This is a genomic window from Streptomyces sp. NPDC092952 (assembly GCF_044754785.1).
Classification (GTDB): Bacteria; Actinomycetota; Actinomycetes; order Streptomycetales; family Streptomycetaceae; genus Streptomyces.
Window position 1 is genome coordinate 1 of sequence record NZ_JBIVPT010000019.1, and the last position, 16,426, is coordinate 16,426.

Here is a 16,426-nt window from a genome sequence, read left to right on the forward strand (position 1 = left end):
GCCGGCAGTCGGCCCGGATACCGCCGACGCCTCGGCGGTCGAGTAGGAAGCAGCGGGGCGACACGCTCCCACAGATCATCAGGCACAAGATCATCAGGCACTCGCAAAATTCTGCCGCCCGCCAACCTAACTGCCAAGACCCTGAGCCGAACTCATTCTGAAATGATCAGTTAGCCGCCCATGGCCCACGGCCCGTGATCGACAGCGCCGCCTACGAGGCGCCAGCCGCCGCCATAACCTGCACCGCCCGTCGCGACCTCGGCCCCGGAAGTGCGCCGAGTGCGTGGCGATGCTGGCCCGGCACGAGACGGTTCACCCGCAGAGAGCCAGGCCAGCGGACCCGCCAGCGTCGTGACCGGGCTCCTGCCGGAACGGTCAAACCCACCCTATTGGGCGGAACTGTTCTCGAAGCCCTGCCTCGTCCGCTTCAAGACGGGTGAAGGTTTCCGCTGGTGCGCGGCCGGCCGTATCGTTCGACGAGGGCGTTGCCGATCAAGGCCAGGCGGTCTCGGACCTCCGGAGGGCCGGTCACCTCGACCCATTCGACCAGCCCGGAGAGCTCGCCGGCGAGGATGTACTCGTTGGGGCCGCGGATCACGACCTCGATGCGGCCGTCGGTCGTGGAACCTCCCACGTCGAGCCGGTCGCCGAGCGCCATCCGGAGTATGCCTATCCCGTCGGGTGTGCATACCGCCTGGACCTCCAGCGGCGTTCGTTTGCGATCGACCTCTTTGGCGATCTCATTCCAGCTCTCGGCAAGGTCGAAGTCCCCGGGTCGGTGCACAGGGTCGCCGGTCGGGTCGGCGGACGACACGCGGTCGATCCGGAAGGTCCGTCGGCCGGTCTCGGTGTTGGAGACGAGATACCACACAGGACCTTTGGCGACGATGCCCAGCGGGTGGACGGTTCTCCGGGTTTCGACGCCTTTGCTGTCGACGTAGCCGAGCGACACCTGGACGCCGCTGATCACCGCGTCCTGGAGTTCGTCGAGGAAGCGAGGCGGCCGGTGCTCGATCCGGCTCGCCCCCCATCGCTGCGGGTCTACGACCAGCGACGCCGCCGCTGCCTCGGCCTGCACCTGGAAGGGCTTCGGTAGAGCATGGACGAGCTTGCGCAGAGCTGCCTTCATCGCCGGCGTCGCATCCGAGGCCGGACCGACAGCCAGGAACAGGGCGCGTGCCTCACTGGCGGTCAACCCGGACAGGTCGGTACGAGCGCCGCCCACGAGGCGCCAGCCGCCGCCTCGGCCCTGTACGGAGTACACGGGCACCCCGGCCATGGCCAGGGCGTCGAGGTCACGGCGGGCGGTGCGCTCGGAGACGTCCAGCTCTCGGGAGACCTCTGCGGCTGTCACCTGCTCGCGCCGTTGGAGCAAGAGGAGTATGGACACCAGCCGATCGGATCGCATACAGACAAAACTCTCATAAAAACCGGTCATGAGGTGACCGGTTTAGGTAGCAAGCTGGCGACATGACCTCATCGAGGAGGTCGACCGCCAGCGAACGCCCCCAGAGAGGAAAAGCAGTGATCAATCAAGCAGAATTTCCCGAGCCCACCCTCATCCAGGTCAACGGTGTGGAGCTCGAAGTCTTCGAAGCAGGCCGGGAAAACAAGGGCAAGCCCATCGTGCTCTGCCACGGCTGGCCGGAGCACGCCATCACCTGGCGTCACCAGATGCCCGTCCTCGCCGCAGCCGGCTACCACGTCATCGCACCGAACCAGCGGGGATATGGCAACTCATCCCGCCCGACCGAGGTGACGGACTACGACATCGAACACCTGACGGGTGACCTCGTCGCGCTCCTGGACCACTATGGCTACGAGGACGCCACCTTCGTCGGCCACGACTGGGGTGCGTTCGTCGTCTGGAGCCTGGCCCTGTTGCACCCCGACCGGGTGAACAAGCTGATCAACCTGAGCCTGCCTTACATGGAACGCGGAGAAACGCCGTGGATCGAGGTCATGGAAACCTTCCTCGGCGGTGACTTCTATTTCGTCCACTTCAACCGGCAGCCGGGCGTCGCGGACGCCGTTTTCGATGCCAATACCTCCCAGTTCATCCGCAACCTCTACCGGAAGAACGTGCCCCCCGCACCCCCTGAGCCGGGCATGGCATTCATCAATCTCGCCAAGGCGGAAACACCGCTCGGTGACCCCGCCATGACCGAGAGCGACCTCGCCGTCATCATCTCCGCGTTCGAGGCGTCGGGATTCACCGGCGGCATCAACTGGTATAGGAACCTCGACCGCAACTGGCACCAGCTGGCGGACGCGGACCCGATCATCAAGCAGCCCGCCCTCATGATCTACGGCGACCGGGACCTTGCGGTCCCGAGGTCCGAGACCCTGACAGAGTTCGTGCCCAACGTGGAAGTGGTCGGCCTGGACTGCGGTCACTGGATCCAGGGGGAAATGCCCGAAGAGACCAACCGCGTGATTTCAGAATGGCTGGACCGGCAGGGCTAGAGTCTCGTGATCCGGTTCGTATCACCTGAAGGCCGAGTTCTCGCATCACACCGATGACAGCCGGACGTGGGGGCGGGCCAGGTCGCGCGGCCTCCTCGTCAGGGCTTCAAGGTCATCTGGTAGCGGGTTTCAGGCTCACCCTGGGGTGGAACCCAACCTCCCCACCGTGGCTCGTCGAGCCCGAGCGACTGACCCAAGCCCCGACAAGTGTCATCCCGACAACCCACTTGCCTAGTGAACACCCGGCAGGGACCACCCCCGCACGCGCGGGGACCACGTCGCGCAGCCACTCGGGGATGGCGATGGAGAGGGACCACCCCCGCACGCGCGGGGACCACGGTCTGTGTCGGCATCGGCTGGTGCAGGAGCCGGGACCACCCCCGCACGCGCGGGGACCCCACTTCGTGACCTGCGACTCTATCGAGCCAGAGTGCTGTTCTGATCCGACTTCACCGAGTCCGGCATATGTGAAATAAGCGGCATAGCGTCTCCTTCTCGAATGGTAGGAAGTCGTCCGGCGCTCGGCCAAGGGCTGCGAGCTACTTCGCAGTATCTGGCTCGCAGGCCGCCAACTCGCCTCGGTGTTTCGTTCCGATCACTGAAAACCGCCTCGTGCCGTCCGTGCTCCTATTCAAGTATCGCTAGTTCTGTGACGGCGACGCTTACCGGATTGCTATGGACGAACGGAACGTTAGGCAGGGCGGAGCCGATGTCTGGGTTACTGCGCTGAAGGAGCGCGATATGCGGTGAGAACGGGCTGGTAGTACCCGCTGGAGGCCGGGCTGCGCCAGGCGATGTTGGTGAAGCCGGCTTCGGTCACGAACTCTGTCAGCTGTGGGGGCGTCAGCGCCCAGTGGGTGGTTCGGCGGACTCGGACCTGCCACGTGTCCTTTGCGGGGATGAGTTGGAAGTGCTCCAGATCGTAGCGTTCGCCGTCTTCGTGCCAGTGCCACAGTTGGAAGGTGATCGCTTGGCCGTCGCGTGTCTGTGTGACCTGGGGAGGCATTGACGTGGGTTTGGTCCGGCGCGGGTCGGCGTAGGCCCGGACGGTGATCACCAACAGTCCTTCGTCTCGGAGTACACGTCTCATGCCGACGAGTGCCGTCCGGAGGTCTTGACCGGAGAGTAGGTGCGTCAGCGAGTTGTCCGCGCAGAGGACGACATCGAATGAGGAGTCGCTGAAAGGGAGTTGACGCATGTCGGCCACAGCGACAGGAAGTCGGTTTCCCCGGACCGCCGCCTCAGTGGCGGCGCGTGCGGCGGCGATCGGGCTCAGGTCGCTGCCGATGACCTGGTGTCCGGCCCGGGCCAGCCCGATGGCCTGGGTGCCGATCCCGCACGAGCAGTCCAGGACGGTGTGCGGGCCCGCGCCGAGGTGCTGGCGGATGAGCGCGCCCAATGCCTCGGCCTGGTAGGCCATGCTTGCGTCCCAATCCCGGAACATCAGGTGGTAATCGTGGGCCAAATCGTCGTAGAAATCACGCACGGAGGGCTCAGACATGTTTCCACCGTAGTGCGTTGCCACCAGGGAGTGTGAGCGGGTTTGGCCGGGTGGGCTGGGCACGGCAACGCGACCCGGTCGTGCGGCCGAACGGTGACAAGGAATCCGTCGTCGGTGGCCAGGGGCAGCGATGGGGGCGGCATTCAGGTACACGGTGCGTACGTCGTCGGTCTTGCGGGCTGTTACGGCGGGGCGGCGGCCCCCGCCCCCTGTTGCCCTTGTTCTGGTGATGCGAGCAATGCTCATGACCTGTGGATCGGCCTCGGGGCGGACGCGAAGGGCGTACCTTCCCGAGTGATCGACTTCTGGTCATCGAGCAGGCCGACGTTGCACCGTCGGTCGGGAAGGCATGCCCGTGCTCAGCGTAGTGATCGCCGATGGATCGACCGAGGCCGGCTCTCTGATCGACGACATCGTCCGGGAGGGTGCGCGGCGGATGCTGGCCACCGCACGGGAGACTGAAGTCAAAGCCTACATAGCCGAGTTGGCGGACCAGTGTGACGAGAGCGGACGCCGTCTGGTGGTCCGCAACGGCTGTCACCGGCCGAGGAAGGTGACCACTGCCGCCGGGACGGTCGAGGTGAAGGCGCCGAGGGTCAACGACAAGCGCGTCGATGAGGCAATCGGCGAGCGCAAGCGGTTCAGCTCGGCGATCCTGCCGCCGTGGTGCCGCAAGTCCCGAAGACCGGCGAGGTGCTGCCACTGCTCTACCTGGATGGCCTGTCCAGCGGGGACTTCGTGCCCGTGCTCGATCAGTTCCTCGACTCCTCGGCCGGGCTGTCCCGGCCACCGTCACGCGGCTCGCCCAGCAGCGGCAGGCCGACCACCGGGCACTCGGCGAGCGCGACCTGTCCGCCACGGACTACGTCTACATCTGGGCCGACGGCATCCATCTGCGGATCCATCTGGAGCAGGCGAAGGCTGCGGTCCTGGTCGTGATGGGCGTGCGCGCGGACGGCGCCAAGGAGCTGATCGCCATGGCGGATGGCTACCGCGAGTCGCCGGAGTCCTGGGCCGGCCTGCTGCGGGACTGCCGGCGGCGCGGCATGCGCGCTCCGGTCCTCGCCGTCGGAGACGGTGCCCTCGGCTTCTGGAACGCGATCAACGAGGTCTTTCCCGAAACCCGCCACCAAAGGTGCTGGGTTCACAGAACGGCCAACTGCCTCGACAGCCTCCCGAAGTCGGCCCAGCCCGCGGAGAAGAAGGCCATCCAGGACATCCGCAACGCCGAAGACCGCGGGCACGCGGCCAAGGCCATCGCCGCGTTCGCCAGACAGTACGGCGCGAAGTTCCCCAAGGCCGTCAAGAAGATCACCGATGACGAGGGCGGACTACTGGCCTTCTACGACTTCCCCGCCGAGCACTGGGTCCGCCTGAGGACGACCAACCCGATCGAGTCGACCTTCGCGACCGTCCGGCTGCGGACCGAGGTCACCAAAGGGGCCGGCTCACGAGCGGCCGCACTTGCGATGGTGTTCAAGCTCGTGGAGCCCGCCCAGACCCGCCGGCGAGCCGTGAATGCGCCCCACCTCGTCGCCCTCGTCCGAGCCGGAGCCCACTTCGAACGCGGCTACCTCGTGGACTCGTGGAACGGCCGCAGACGACCGCAGCATGAATCATGAACAGGGTGGTGGACCTGCCTCAAAGTTCGAGATCATCCGATCATGTCGGATGACACGCCAGGACAGGACCTCCCAGCCGGCTTCGGGTTCCGGCCGTATCGGGGCGACGAGGACCACGGCCCCATGGCCGCGGTGCGGCTGGAATGTGTCGAACGGGACAGGGTCGACGCCCGTTCGGTTGTGGAAGGGATCCCGACAGCCGCCGAGATCGCCGAGGCCTCTGCCAAGCTGGACGAGCCGTCCAAGAACCAGGTTCTGGTGGTGCGCGACGGGAGCGTCGTCGGCTACTCGACGATCCGGTGGTGGCAGGAGCGGGACGATACGTGGCTGTACCTGCACCGCGGTTACCTCTTGCCCGAGCATCGCGACCAGGGCATCGGATCAGCCATGCTGCGCTGGGCCGAAGAGCGGATCCGCCGGCTCGTCGAAGAACATGGCACGGCGCGGACTGCAGTGATCGGTGCCAACGCCCTGCTCTCCGAGCAGGACGCCACGGCGCTTCTGCTCGCAGCCGGCTACCGACGTGTTTTCAGTCTGGTCGAGCTGGAGCTGGGCGATCTGCGGCAGTTGCCCGAGCCGGGCCGCGAACTCCCCGCCGGTATACGGACGGGGCCGATCGGGACCAGCCACTACCGCGCGGCCTGGAGGACCGTCGTCGATTCGTACGCGGATACCGGTTTCACTCAGAAATGGTCCTTCCAGGACTTTGTCGACACCGCAAACCCGGCATGCTGGAGGGCTGCCTGGAACGGGCAGGACATGCTCGGCGTGGCCCTCTGCTCCATCCGCGGCCACGACCACACCGTGGGCGAGGTCGAAGAGCTGAGTGTCCGAACGGACCAGCGACGCCTCGGAATCGGCCGGATCCTGCTGCTGGACGGGCTGCGAAGCCTTCGCGAGCAGGGTGCAACGACTGCCAGGTTGTACACGGGCACGGCAAATCCGCACCGATCCTACGATCTTTACGAGAGCGTGGGGTTCCGGAGACAGAACGAGTATGTCCGCTACCGCAAGCCGCTCGCTTGATCGACCGGTCATGGGACTGTCCGGTCGGTCCACAGAATGTGACCATCCCTCGACGGGGAAGGCCCCAGGCATCAGCCCACTGGTGGAGGAGATGCCGACGATTGCTCCCCGGCGCTCGCCCAGGCGGAGCAGACGCTGCGCGACAAGGGCGCCGACCAGCTGTCCTTGCAGGATCCGGCCCGTGCCATGGGGGTCAGCCCCGCGCGCACGCAGCCGCCGCTTCAAGACGAAGCAGGACTTGCTGGACGCCCTGGCGCAGTCCGGTTTCGAGTGACTGGCCGATGCCGTCGCCGCCTCCCAGGAGGGTACGAGGTGGCGTTCGCTCAACGCCTCGACGCCGCGGCGCGTGCCCATGTGCGTTTCGCGGTGGACAACGCCGCGCTGCTGGAGCTGATGTTCTCGGCCAAGTGCAGCCCGTAAGCCTCGCCGGTACTGACCGCGGCGGCCCACCACTGGCGGGGCTCTTCCCGGAACCGATCGCGGTCGGCCGGCGCGGCGGCGAGGTACGCAACCGGCCGCTGGAACGTATCGGCCTTCCGGTCTTCGCCGCGCGCACGGGTACGTGGGCCCGTTCATCAGCGGGATGCTGCCGCACGGCATGACGGAGCACGGGCTCGACGACGTGACGGCGTCCATCCCGTGACGGGATGCGGCCGGCTTTCGGTAGGGACGGGCGGGCCACCGGGCGCGGGGTCCGGGAGCGGGGAAGAGGAAGCGGGCGTACGAGGAGAGTACCGATCGGGACGCCGCCGGCGACGCCGACGGTTCGCGCGAGTCGGAGCAGGTGTATCCATGCCGGCTCGGCGAGGGCAGCGGCCGGTGCGGGTGGCGAAGAAGCATCCCATCCGCAGGCTGGTCGGCTACGAAGAACAAGCGACACGGCACATGTTGCCCAAGGCCGGACCATCCCCGGGGGCGGTCCGGCCCCGCATCAGCGACAACACAAGGACCGGCATGCGATGGACGCCCCGCCCCCAGACGGCCGCATCAGGCCGCCTATTCGCCTTCTCCCCACAGCCGGAGCCCCAGAGGTGAACCGACCCGTCCCCTTCAGCACCGGCCGCTCCTGCGACCCTGTCCGCCACGACCTCGACGACGTCATGCAGAAGGTCGCCCACGGAGACAAACAGGCGTTCTCCACCCTCTACGACGCCCTCGCGCCCATGGTGTTCGGGATCGTGGTCAAAGTCGTACGCGACCGGGCGCAGTCCGAGGAGGTCGCCCAGGAGGTCATGATCGACCTGTGGAGGCAGGCCGCCCGTTACCGTCCCGACGCCGGCTCCGTGACGACCTGGGCCGCCACCATCGCCCACCGGCGTGCGGTGGACCGGGTCCGCTCCGCCCAGGCCGCCACCGACCGTGAGCATGCCCAGGCCGCCCGCGAGCACACCACCGCCTTCGACGAGGTCGCCGAGCAGGTCGAGACCCGACTGGAATCGGAGCAGGTCCGCCGCTGCCTACAGGGTCTGACCGAACTGCAGCACCAAGCGGTGACCTTGGCCTATTACCGGGGGCTGACCTACCGTGAAGTCGCCGAAGCCCTGCGCGCTCCTCTTCCCACCATCAAGACACGCATGCGCGACGGGCTCATCCGGCTCCGCGACTGCATGGGGGTGACCACATGAAACACCACGCCACCGACGCCCACACCCTCGCCGCCGCCTACGCCCTCGGAGCCCTCGACGACGGCGAACGGCGAGCCTTCGACGCCCATCTCCAAGCCTGCGAGGCATGCGGGCAGGAAGCGGCCGAGTTCGAGGCCACCGCGGCCCGCCTGGCCGCGGCCGTCTCCCAGCCGCCGCCCGCGGCGGCCAAGGCGCAGGTCATGGAAGCCATCGACGGGGTGCGTCAACTGCCCCCGCGCGTGCCCGCCCCCGCGGCCGTGCCCGCGCTCGGTGACATGCTGCGCCGCCGGGCCGTACCCCTGGCCCTGGCCGCCAGCGTCGCCGCCGCCGCACTCGGTGGCGTTGCCGTATGGCAGGCGCAGAACGGGCAGGGCCTCAAGCAGCAGGCCCGACGGGCCCAGCAGCAACTCGACACGGTCAGCGCCGTCCTGGCCGCCCCCGATGCCCGCACCGTCCACGCCAAGGCGGCCAACGGAGCCCTGACCACCGTGGTCTCCTCCGACCGGCAGAACAGAGCCGTCTTCACCGTCGCCGGCCTCCCCGCACCCGGAGCGGGCAGAACCTACCAGCTGTGGCTCGACCATGACGGCACCATGCGCCCCGCCGGACTCATCGACCACGACGGCACCGTCGTCCTCAGCGGCAACCCCGCCGACGCCGGTGCCGTGGGCCTCACCCTCGAACCCGTCGGAGGCTCCCCCCGGCCCACCACCGATCCTCTGCTCCTGATGGCCTTGCCGGCCTGATCAGGGCACACCACCGCAACCGTCGGCGACGTGCCGGCACCGACATACCGAATCGAGATCCCCCATGTCCCACACCCCGAAGATCGGGGACACCATCGGTGACTTCCGCCTGCCCGGCGGACACCTGGACGGCGAAACCTTCCAGCGGCGCGAGTACACTCTGCGCGAACAACGCGGAAAGCCCCTGGTCCTCGCCTTCTACCCCGGTGACGACACTCCGGTGTGCACCGCACAGCTGTGCTCCTACTCCGACGGCCTGGCCGACCTCCAGTCCACCGGGGCCACCGTGTGGGGCATCAGCCCCCAGGGACTCGACAGCCACGAGCGGTTCGCCCGGAACCGGAGCCTGCGCATGCCCCTGCTGTCCGACCAGGGACGCACGGTGGCGAAAGCCTTCGGGATCACGGCGCCCCTCATCGGGCTGCGCCGGGCCGTCTTCATCATCACCGCAACCGGCCGCCTGCACTGGAAACACGTCACGGCGCTGGGCGCCACCTACCCGCCCGCCACCACCCTGACCGCACAACTCGCCGAACTCCCCGCCTGAACGCACGTACGACTCCTGCGACGAGCCGTCGCACCGTCACGAATCTCCTCCAATCCGGCCGCCGGGCCGCTGCGAATCACGAGCGAGACGCAGCAGCCTGGCGGCGTACCGGAACGGTGGGAGCGGTTGTGACGGAAGAGCGGAAAGCGGCCGTCGTGGGAGGGGGAGTGGCGGGACTGACCGCCGCCTACATCCTGGCGTCCTCGTACGAGGTCACTCTGTACGAGGCGGACGACCGGCTCGGCGGTCACGCCCACACCCGCGAACTGCCGGAACCCGGAGGGGGCACGGTCGCCGTGGACTCGGGGTTCATCGTCCACAACGAGCGCACCTACCCCACTCTGCTCCGGCTCTTCCGCGAACTGGACATCGGCACACAGGACGCCGAGATGAGCATGTCGGTCCGCTGCGACGGCTGCGATCTGGAGTACGCGGGGGCTCGCGGCCCGGCCGCCCTGTTCGCCTCCCGGGCCGCCCGGCACGCCCGCCATCTGCGGCTGCTGGCGGAGGTACCGGTCTTCCACCGCGGCGCCCGCCGCCTCCTCGCCCGCGGAGCCCACTGCGGCGTCACTTTCGGGGACTTCCTGCGCAAGGGCGGATTCTCCCCCTACTTCGTCAGCCACTTCGCCCTGCCGCTGGTCGCCGCCGTATGGTCCTGCCCCGCGAAGACGGCCCTCTCCTACCCGGCCGCCCACCTGTTCACCTTCCTGCACCACCACGGCCTGCTGTCCGTCACGGGCTCCCCGCGGTGGAGGACCGTCACCGGAGGCTCCGCCGCGTACGTCACCGCCGCCGCGAAGCACATCCAGCGCATCCGCACCTCAAGCCCGGTCGGCACCGTCCGGCGCACCGGCAGAGGCGCGCTGATCACCACCGGGGACGGCACCACCGACGCCTTCGACGCCGTGGTCATCGCCACCCACCCCGACCAGGCGCTGCGCATGCTCGCGGACCCGACCGAGGAGGAACAGCTGCTTCTGGGCTCGATCACGTACTCGCGCAACCCCACCGTGCTGCACACCGACACCCGGGTCCTGCCGCGCTCGCCCCGCGCCCGCGCCTCCTGGAACTACCGGATGACGAGCTGCGACCCCTCGGCGGAGCCCGTCCGCGTCAGCTACGACATGCGGCGGCTCCAGCACCTGCCCGAGGGCGCCGACTACGTCGTCACCCTGGGCGGCGAGGACGGCATCGCCGCCGACCGCGTGGTGGAGCGGATGGTCTACGAGCACCCGGTGTACACGGCCGCCTCCGTCGCCGCGCAGAAACGGCTGCCGCGCCTGGACGACGGGGTGACCGCCTACGCCGGGGCCTGGCACGGCTGGGGGTTCCACGAGGACGGCTGCCGCTCCGGCGTTCGGGCCGCCCGGTCCCTGGGGGTGCGCTGGTGACCGGGGCCGCGCAACCCGCCGCACCTGCGGCGACATCGGCGCCCCCCGCGGCGCTCTACGCATGCGTGATCGCGCATGCCCGCACCACCCCGCTGCGCCACTCCTTCCGGCACCGCACCTACCTGTGGTGCGTGGACCTGGACCGGTTGCCGGTGCTGCCCCGGCCGGTGCGCCCGCTCGCCCGGTTCGACGCCCGCGACCACTTCGGCGGCGGCACGGATTCCATCCGCGCCGGACTCGACGCCTACCTCGCCGCCCGCGGCATCGACCTGGACGGCGGGCGTGTCACGATGCTGGCGCACGCCCGGGTGCTCGGCTTCGTCTTCAACCCGCTCACCGTGTACTGGTGCCACGACCGCTCCGGCGCCCCCGTCTGCGTCGTGGCCGAGGTCCACAACACCTACGGGCAGCACCACTGCTACCTGCTGCGCACCGACGGCACCGGTGAGGCGGAGACCGACAAGACGTTCTACGTCTCGCCGTTCTTCGCCGTCGAGGGCCGCTACCGGATGCGGCTTCCGCTGCCCGACGACCGGCTGCGGCTCGCCGTCCACCTCGAGAACGAGGACGGCCGGGCGTTCACCGCCGTCGTCCGGGGCCGCCGACGCCCCGCCACCGTCCCCGCCCTGCTGTCCGCCGTCGCCCGCAGCCCCTGGTCGACCGCCGCCGTCTGGGCCGGTATCCGCCGCCACGGCATCCACCTGCTGCTGCGCGGCCTGCCCGTGCATCCCCGTCCCCGGACCGCCCCGAAGGAAGGCACGCCGTCGTGACCCAGCCCGCCCCCACGTCCCGCGGCCGCACCCGGCCGTCCGGCCGCCCCGCCGGGATCCCTCCGCAAACCGATTCCCCGCAGCGGACCCACCCCCCTCACACCACCGGCCCCACCGCGCCCCCCGCACGCCGTACCGAGGTGGACACGGAGCGCTGGCCGGACCTGGCCCTGCTGCCGGAGGCCGGAACCGCCCGGACCGCCCTGGCCGGACACCTGGTCGGCCGCGCCCTGGACCGCCTCGGTCTCACCGCGTCCGCCGCCAAAGCCCCCGGCCCGCGGCTGACCCTCCACGACCCGGACGCCTTCCACCGGCGCATCGGCCACCACGGCCTGATCGGCTTCGGCGAGTCCTACATGGCCGGTGAATGGGACAGCGACGACCTGGCCGGCGTGCTGACCGTCCTCGCACGCCACGTCGACGAACTGGTCCCCGCCGCCCTGCGGTGGCTGCGCGGCCTGTGGGTGTCCGCCCGCCCGGCCGCGGACCGCAACACCCGCGCCGGGGCCCGCGACAACATCCAGCACCACTACGACCTGTCGAACGACCTGTTCTCCGCCTTCCTCGACCCCACCCTCTCCTACTCCTCCGCGGTCTTCACCGGCTTACCCGCCGACTTCTCCTCCCTCGCCGACGCCCAGCACCGCAAGATCGACCGACTCCTGGACCTCGCCCGGGTCGGCGACGGCACCCGGCTGCTGGAGATCGGTACGGGCTGGGGGGAACTCGCCCTGCGAGCCGCCGCCCGCGGCGCCCACGTCACCACCCTGACCCTCTCCGCCGAACAGGCCGGCCTCGCCCGCGCGCGCATCGCCGCAGCCGGACTGTCCGACCGGGTGGACGTCCAGCTGCGCGACTACCGCGACATCCAGGGCCGCCACGACGCCGTGATCAGCGTCGAGATGATCGAGGCGGTCGGCGCCGAGTTCTGGCCGTCCTACTTCACCGCGCTGCGCCGCGCCCTCGCCCCCGGCGGCAGGATCGCCCTGCAGTCCATCACCATGGGCCACCGGCAGATGCTGCACACCGCCGCCACCCACACCTGGATCAGCAAGTACATCTTCCCCGGCGGTCTGATCCCCTCCCGTCGGGCCATCGCCCGGCACTCCGCCGCCGCCGGGCTGACGACCGCCGCCGACCACGGCTACGGCGAGCACTACGCGGAGACCCTCCGCCTGTGGCGGGAAAAGTTCACCGCCGCCCGGCCCACCGTCACGGCCCTTGGCTTCGACACCGTCTTCCAGCGCATGTGGGAGTTCTACCTCGCCTACTCGGAAGCCGGATTCCGCTCCGGCTACCTCGACGTGCGCCAGCTGCTCCTCACCGAAGGGACCCACCGATGAAGCCCGCCGCCGACCTACTCGCCCAGCTCCTCGGCCACTTCCTCCCCGGCCCCCTCCCTGTACGGGTCCGCGCCTGGGACGGCAGCCAGACCGGACCCGCCCATGCCCCCCTCGTCACACTCCGCTCACCCGCCGCCCTGCGCCGCGTGCTCTGGCAGCCGGGTGAACTCGGCCTCGCCGAGGCATACGTCACCGGCGACCTCGACGTCGACGGTGACCTCGCCGACGCCCTGTCACGGGCCGGCCGGACCGTCCGTGCCCGGCCCGCCGCCCGCCTCCGGCCCATGGACGTGGCGGCGGCAGCCGCGCTCGCCGTACGCCTCGGCGCCGCCGGTCCGCCCCCGCCCCGTCCCCACGGGCGGGCCCGCCTCACCGGCGGCCTGCACAGTGCCTCCCGGGACGGGGCGGCGATCAGCCATCACTACGACCTGTCCAACGACTTCTACGCGCTGCTGCTGGACGAGTCGATGGCGTACTCCTGCGCCTACTGGACCCGGCCCGCCGGTCCCGCGTACACGCTCGCCGACGCCCAGCGGGACAAACTCGAACTGATCTGCCGCAAACTCGGGCTGCGCGCCGGGGACCGGCTGCTCGACGTCGGCTGCGGCTGGGGCTCGCTCACCGTTCACGCGGCCCGGGAGCACGAGGCCCGCGTCACCGCCGTCACCCTCTCCCGCGCCCAGCACGAATTCGTCACCGAGCGGGCCGCACGCGAGGGGGTCGCCGACCTGGTGGACGTCCGGCTGCGGCACTGGCGGCACATCGACGGCGGCGGCTATGACGCGGCCGCCGCCGTCGAGATGGGCGAGCACGTCGGCGACGCCGAGTACCCCGCCTTCGCCACGAAGCTGCACGACGCGCTGCGCCCCGAAGGCCGGCTGCTGATCCAGCAGATGTCCCGCGGCGCCCATGCACCCGGCGGAGGGGCCTTCATCGAGACGTACATCGCCCCCGACATGCATATGCGTCCCGTCGGCCGGACCGTGGACCTGCTGGAGACCGCCGGCCTGGAGGTGCGCTCGACCGAATCCCTCCGGGAGCACTACACGGCCACCATCGACGCCTGGCGCGCCACCCTCGAGGACCGGTGGGACGAGATCCGGGCCCTTGTCGGGGAGATCATCGGCCGGGTGTGGCGCCTCTATCTGGCCGGAGCCTCGCTCGCCTTCACCGAACGCCGCATGGGCGTCGACCAGATCCTCGCCGTGCGCCCCACCCGTGAGGGGGCCTCCGCCATGCCGGCGACCCCCGCCACCTGGTACACCGCCCAGAGCCCGGCATGACCGGCACCGACTGGGGCGCCCTCGCCGTCAACCTCGCCGCCTGCGCGGCCACGGCGGGGGCAGTGCTCCTCGCCACCTTCGCCGTCGCCGTCCGCCGCGGCCTGCACCGCCTCGTCGACATCGCCTGGGGCTTCGCCTTCAGCGCCGTCGCCGTCGTCACCTGGCTCCTCTCCGACGGACACGGCGACGACGGCCGGCGCCTGCTCGTCGCCGCAGCCACCACCGTCTGGGGGCTGCGGCTCTCCGCGCACATCGCACGGCGCTCCCGCGGCCATGGCGAGGACCCGCGCTACACCGCCCTCCTGGACAAGGCCCCCGGCAACCGGACCCGCTACGCGCTGCGCACCGTCTACCTCGCCCAGGCCGCGCTCGTCTGGATCATCTCCCTCCCGGTCCAGGCCGCCTCCTACAGCACCCGGCCCCTGGACCTGCCGGCCTTCTGCGGGATCGCGGTCTGGGCCCTCGGGCTCTGCTTCGAGGCCGTCGGCGACCACCAACTGGCGCGTTTCAAGAAGGACCCCGCCAACCGGGGACGGATCATGGACCGGGGCCTGTGGGCCTGGACCCGGCACCCCAACTACTTCGGGGACAGCCTCGTCTGGTGGGGCCTGTACCTGCTCGCCTGCACCGCCTGGCAGCCGGCCCTCGCCGTCCTGCTCTCCCCGGTCCTGATGACCCTGCTGCTGACCGTCGGCAGCGGCAAACGCCTTCTGGAGAAGCACATGTCCCACCGCCCCGGCTACGCCGATTACGCCACCCGCACCAGCGGCTTCCTGCCGTTGCCCCCGAAGAGGCCCGACGCTGCCAGGCCGACGGGCACCAAGTGAGCCGGCACGCCTTCGACAGCGGGACGGACACCGGGCTCACCTGCGACGACACGCCCTTGCGGTTCTCCGGAGTGCGGTTCGGACGCATCCCTTCGTCTACGCTCCTGCCTGGCGGAGGGCTTGCCGGACCGACCAGGCGACGGAGACGAGTGGGACGGCCACCACCGCGCCCAGGACGCCGGCCGCGATGGCGCCGCCGATCACCGAGAGCGCTACCACGACCGGGTGCAGCCGGACGGCCCAGCTCATGACGAGGGGGTGCAGGAGGTGGCCTTCGATCTGGCCGATGATGACGATGAGCGCGATGACGACCGCCGCCACGACGGGGCCCTTCGCGGCCAGTGCGACCACGGCGGCGACGGCGAGTGCGATCGGTGAGCCGATCAGGGGGACGAAGGCGGCGAAGAACTCCAGCAGGGCCAGGGGGAGTGCCAGGGGCACCCCGAGGGCGAACAGGGCCAGTCCCACGAGTACGGCGTTGGTCGCCGCCACGACGATGATGCCGTGCGTGTACCCGGTGAAGGTCTGCCAGGCGGCCCGTCCCGCGGTCGACACCCTGCCCCGGGCCGTCTCCGGGAGCTGGGCGCAGAACCACTGCCACTGCCGGTCGCCCGAGTGGATGAAGAAGACCGAGCAGAACACGGCGAGGACCATCACCGTCACCACCTCCACCAGCCGCCCCAGACCGCTGACGGCGGTGCTGAACACGGTGGAGCGATGGCCGGACAGGAACTGTCCGATCCGGGACTGGAGATGGTCGAGCGTTCCCCGGGCGAGTTGGAACGGCGGCCTCTCCAGCCACTGCTCGATCCTGCTGAGCCCGTCACTGAACTCCTTCTCCAGCCTGCCCTGCTCTCCGGCGACCGCCTCGCCGACCAGGCTCAGGACGCCGAGGACGAGGACGATGCTGCCGATCAGGGCCACGGCGACGGCCAGCGGGCGCGGCATCCGGCGGGCCAGCAGGTTCGCGACCGGTTCCAGGACCGCGGTGACGACCAGGCCGAGGAAGACGGCCGCCGCGATTTCGTGGAACCGCCCCAGCACCGCGAACGCCGCGTAGACGGCCGCTCCCACGACGAGGATCCGCCAGGCGTACGCGGCGGCGGTCCGCAGCACGGGATTCACCCGGAGCTCGTGGCGCGGCCCTGCCCGCATCTCCCGGGCCCGTCCGCTACGGGGGCCCGTGCCGCGCGACAGCATCTGACGCGACGCGGCACGGATCCGGCGGCGACGCCCTTCGGACGGGGCGGCGGGACCCGTGTCGTCGGGCCGGGGGCGT

13 protein-coding genes and 2 pseudogenes are annotated in these 16,426 nt (G+C 70.0%); 11 read left to right on the forward strand and 4 right to left on the reverse strand.

Features of this window, described 5'->3' with window-relative positions; all coding sequences use genetic code 11:
• Together ACIQGQ_RS30850 and ACIQGQ_RS30855 are read right to left on the reverse strand one after the other, a co-directional pair.
• Positions 1-101, reverse strand: a pseudogene (locus ACIQGQ_RS30850) (IS5/IS1182 family transposase); the annotation flags it as partial.
• A gap of 326 nt (positions 102-427) precedes the next feature.
• Complete coding sequence (locus tag ACIQGQ_RS30855) at positions 428-1,408, reverse strand: helix-turn-helix transcriptional regulator (protein ID WP_402402189.1); 981 nt, start codon at positions 1,406-1,408, stop codon at positions 428-430.
• Positions 1,409-1,524: 116 nt separating this feature from the next.
• Between ACIQGQ_RS30855 and ACIQGQ_RS30860 the strand changes: the two genes are divergently transcribed.
• Entirely contained in the window at positions 1,525-2,466 is a 942-nt protein-coding gene (locus ACIQGQ_RS30860) for an alpha/beta fold hydrolase (RefSeq protein WP_402401921.1), read from the forward strand.
• 718 nt (positions 2,467-3,184) lie between these two features.
• On the opposite strand, the gene ACIQGQ_RS30865 is transcribed toward ACIQGQ_RS30860, so the two are convergent.
• Positions 3,185-3,967, reverse strand: a complete 783-nt coding sequence (locus ACIQGQ_RS30865; RefSeq protein ID WP_402401924.1) for a class I SAM-dependent methyltransferase — start codon at positions 3,965-3,967, stop codon at positions 3,185-3,187.
• 355 nt (positions 3,968-4,322) lie between these two features.
• On the opposite strand from ACIQGQ_RS30865, the pseudogene ACIQGQ_RS30870 reads away from it, so the two are divergent.
• The 10 genes and pseudogenes from ACIQGQ_RS30870 (at position 4,323) to ACIQGQ_RS30915 (ending at position 15,147) form a co-directional block, all read left to right on the forward strand.
• Positions 4,323-5,589 (forward strand): annotated as a pseudogene (locus ACIQGQ_RS30870) (IS256 family transposase).
• 42 nt (positions 5,590-5,631) lie between these two features.
• Positions 5,632-6,615 carry a GNAT family N-acetyltransferase gene (locus tag ACIQGQ_RS30875; RefSeq protein WP_402401927.1) on the forward strand — a complete coding sequence of 328 codons (984 nt, stop codon included), beginning with the start codon at positions 5,632-5,634 and terminating at the stop codon, positions 6,613-6,615.
• A 1,031-nt stretch (positions 6,616-7,646) separates the two neighbouring features.
• Entirely contained in the window at positions 7,647-8,240 is a 594-nt protein-coding gene (gene sigK, locus ACIQGQ_RS30880; RefSeq protein ID WP_402401930.1) for an ECF RNA polymerase sigma factor SigK, read from the forward strand.
• Positions 8,237-8,986, forward strand: a complete 750-nt coding sequence (locus tag ACIQGQ_RS30885; RefSeq protein WP_402401933.1) for an anti-sigma factor — start codon at positions 8,237-8,239, stop codon at positions 8,984-8,986. The genes sigK and ACIQGQ_RS30885 overlap by 4 nt, the downstream gene beginning before the upstream one ends.
• A gap of 64 nt (positions 8,987-9,050) precedes the next feature.
• Positions 9,051-9,533 carry a peroxiredoxin gene (locus tag ACIQGQ_RS30890; protein WP_402401936.1) on the forward strand — a complete coding sequence of 161 codons (483 nt, stop codon included), beginning with the start codon at positions 9,051-9,053 and terminating at the stop codon, positions 9,531-9,533.
• Between the two features lie 167 nt (positions 9,534-9,700).
• Complete coding sequence (locus ACIQGQ_RS30895; protein ID WP_402401939.1) at positions 9,701-10,924, forward strand: NAD(P)/FAD-dependent oxidoreductase; 1,224 nt, start codon at positions 9,701-9,703, stop codon at positions 10,922-10,924.
• A gap of 65 nt (positions 10,925-10,989) precedes the next feature.
• Positions 10,990-11,694: a DUF1365 domain-containing protein gene (locus ACIQGQ_RS30900; RefSeq protein ID WP_402401942.1), complete on the forward strand. Its 705-nt coding sequence runs from the start codon at positions 10,990-10,992 to the stop codon at positions 11,692-11,694.
• Positions 11,691-13,037, forward strand: a complete 1,347-nt coding sequence (locus ACIQGQ_RS30905) for a class I SAM-dependent methyltransferase (RefSeq protein ID WP_402401944.1) — start codon at positions 11,691-11,693, stop codon at positions 13,035-13,037. Before ACIQGQ_RS30900 ends, ACIQGQ_RS30905 begins: the two co-directional genes overlap by 4 nt.
• A complete protein-coding gene (locus tag ACIQGQ_RS30910) occupies positions 13,034-14,320 on the forward strand; it encodes a class I SAM-dependent methyltransferase (RefSeq protein ID WP_402401947.1) in 1,287 nt (428 codons plus the stop codon). The genes ACIQGQ_RS30905 and ACIQGQ_RS30910 overlap by 4 nt, the downstream gene beginning before the upstream one ends.
• The gene (locus tag ACIQGQ_RS30915) at positions 14,317-15,147 is read left to right on the forward strand and encodes a DUF1295 domain-containing protein (RefSeq protein ID WP_402401950.1); all 831 of its coding nucleotides are present in this window, start codon (positions 14,317-14,319) and stop codon (positions 15,145-15,147) included. Before ACIQGQ_RS30910 ends, ACIQGQ_RS30915 begins: the two co-directional genes overlap by 4 nt.
• A 96-nt stretch (positions 15,148-15,243) precedes the next feature.
• Here ACIQGQ_RS30915 and ACIQGQ_RS30920 read toward each other — a convergent pair whose 3' ends face one another.
• Positions 15,244-16,302, reverse strand: coding sequence for an AI-2E family transporter (locus tag ACIQGQ_RS30920; protein ID WP_402401953.1), 1,059 nt, complete (start codon positions 16,300-16,302; stop codon positions 15,244-15,246).
• Positions 16,303-16,426: the final 124 nt, after the last annotated feature.

What these genes read in the sequence shown, in the direction of transcription:
- ACIQGQ_RS30885 (WP_402401933.1), top strand. Translation starts at nt 8,237, where the DNA reads ATGAAACACCACGCCACCGACGCCCACACCCTCGCCGCCGCCTACGCC.
- ACIQGQ_RS30890 (WP_402401936.1), top strand. Translation starts at nt 9,051, where the DNA reads ATGTCCCACACCCCGAAGATCGGGGACACCATCGGTGACTTCCGCCTG.
- ACIQGQ_RS30855 (WP_402402189.1), bottom strand. Translation starts at nt 1,408, where the DNA reads ATGCGATCCGATCGGCTGGTGTCCATACTCCTCTTGCTCCAACGGCGC.
- ACIQGQ_RS30910 (WP_402401947.1), top strand. Translation starts at nt 13,034, where the DNA reads ATGAAGCCCGCCGCCGACCTACTCGCCCAGCTCCTCGGCCACTTCCTC.
- ACIQGQ_RS30920 (WP_402401953.1), bottom strand. Translation starts at nt 16,302, where the DNA reads ATGCGGGCAGGGCCGCGCCACGAGCTCCGGGTGAATCCCGTGCTGCGG.
- ACIQGQ_RS30865 (WP_402401924.1), bottom strand. Translation starts at nt 3,967, where the DNA reads ATGTCTGAGCCCTCCGTGCGTGATTTCTACGACGATTTGGCCCACGAT.
- ACIQGQ_RS30915 (WP_402401950.1), top strand. Translation starts at nt 14,317, where the DNA reads ATGACCGGCACCGACTGGGGCGCCCTCGCCGTCAACCTCGCCGCCTGC.
- ACIQGQ_RS30875 (WP_402401927.1), top strand. Translation starts at nt 5,632, where the DNA reads ATGTCGGATGACACGCCAGGACAGGACCTCCCAGCCGGCTTCGGGTTC.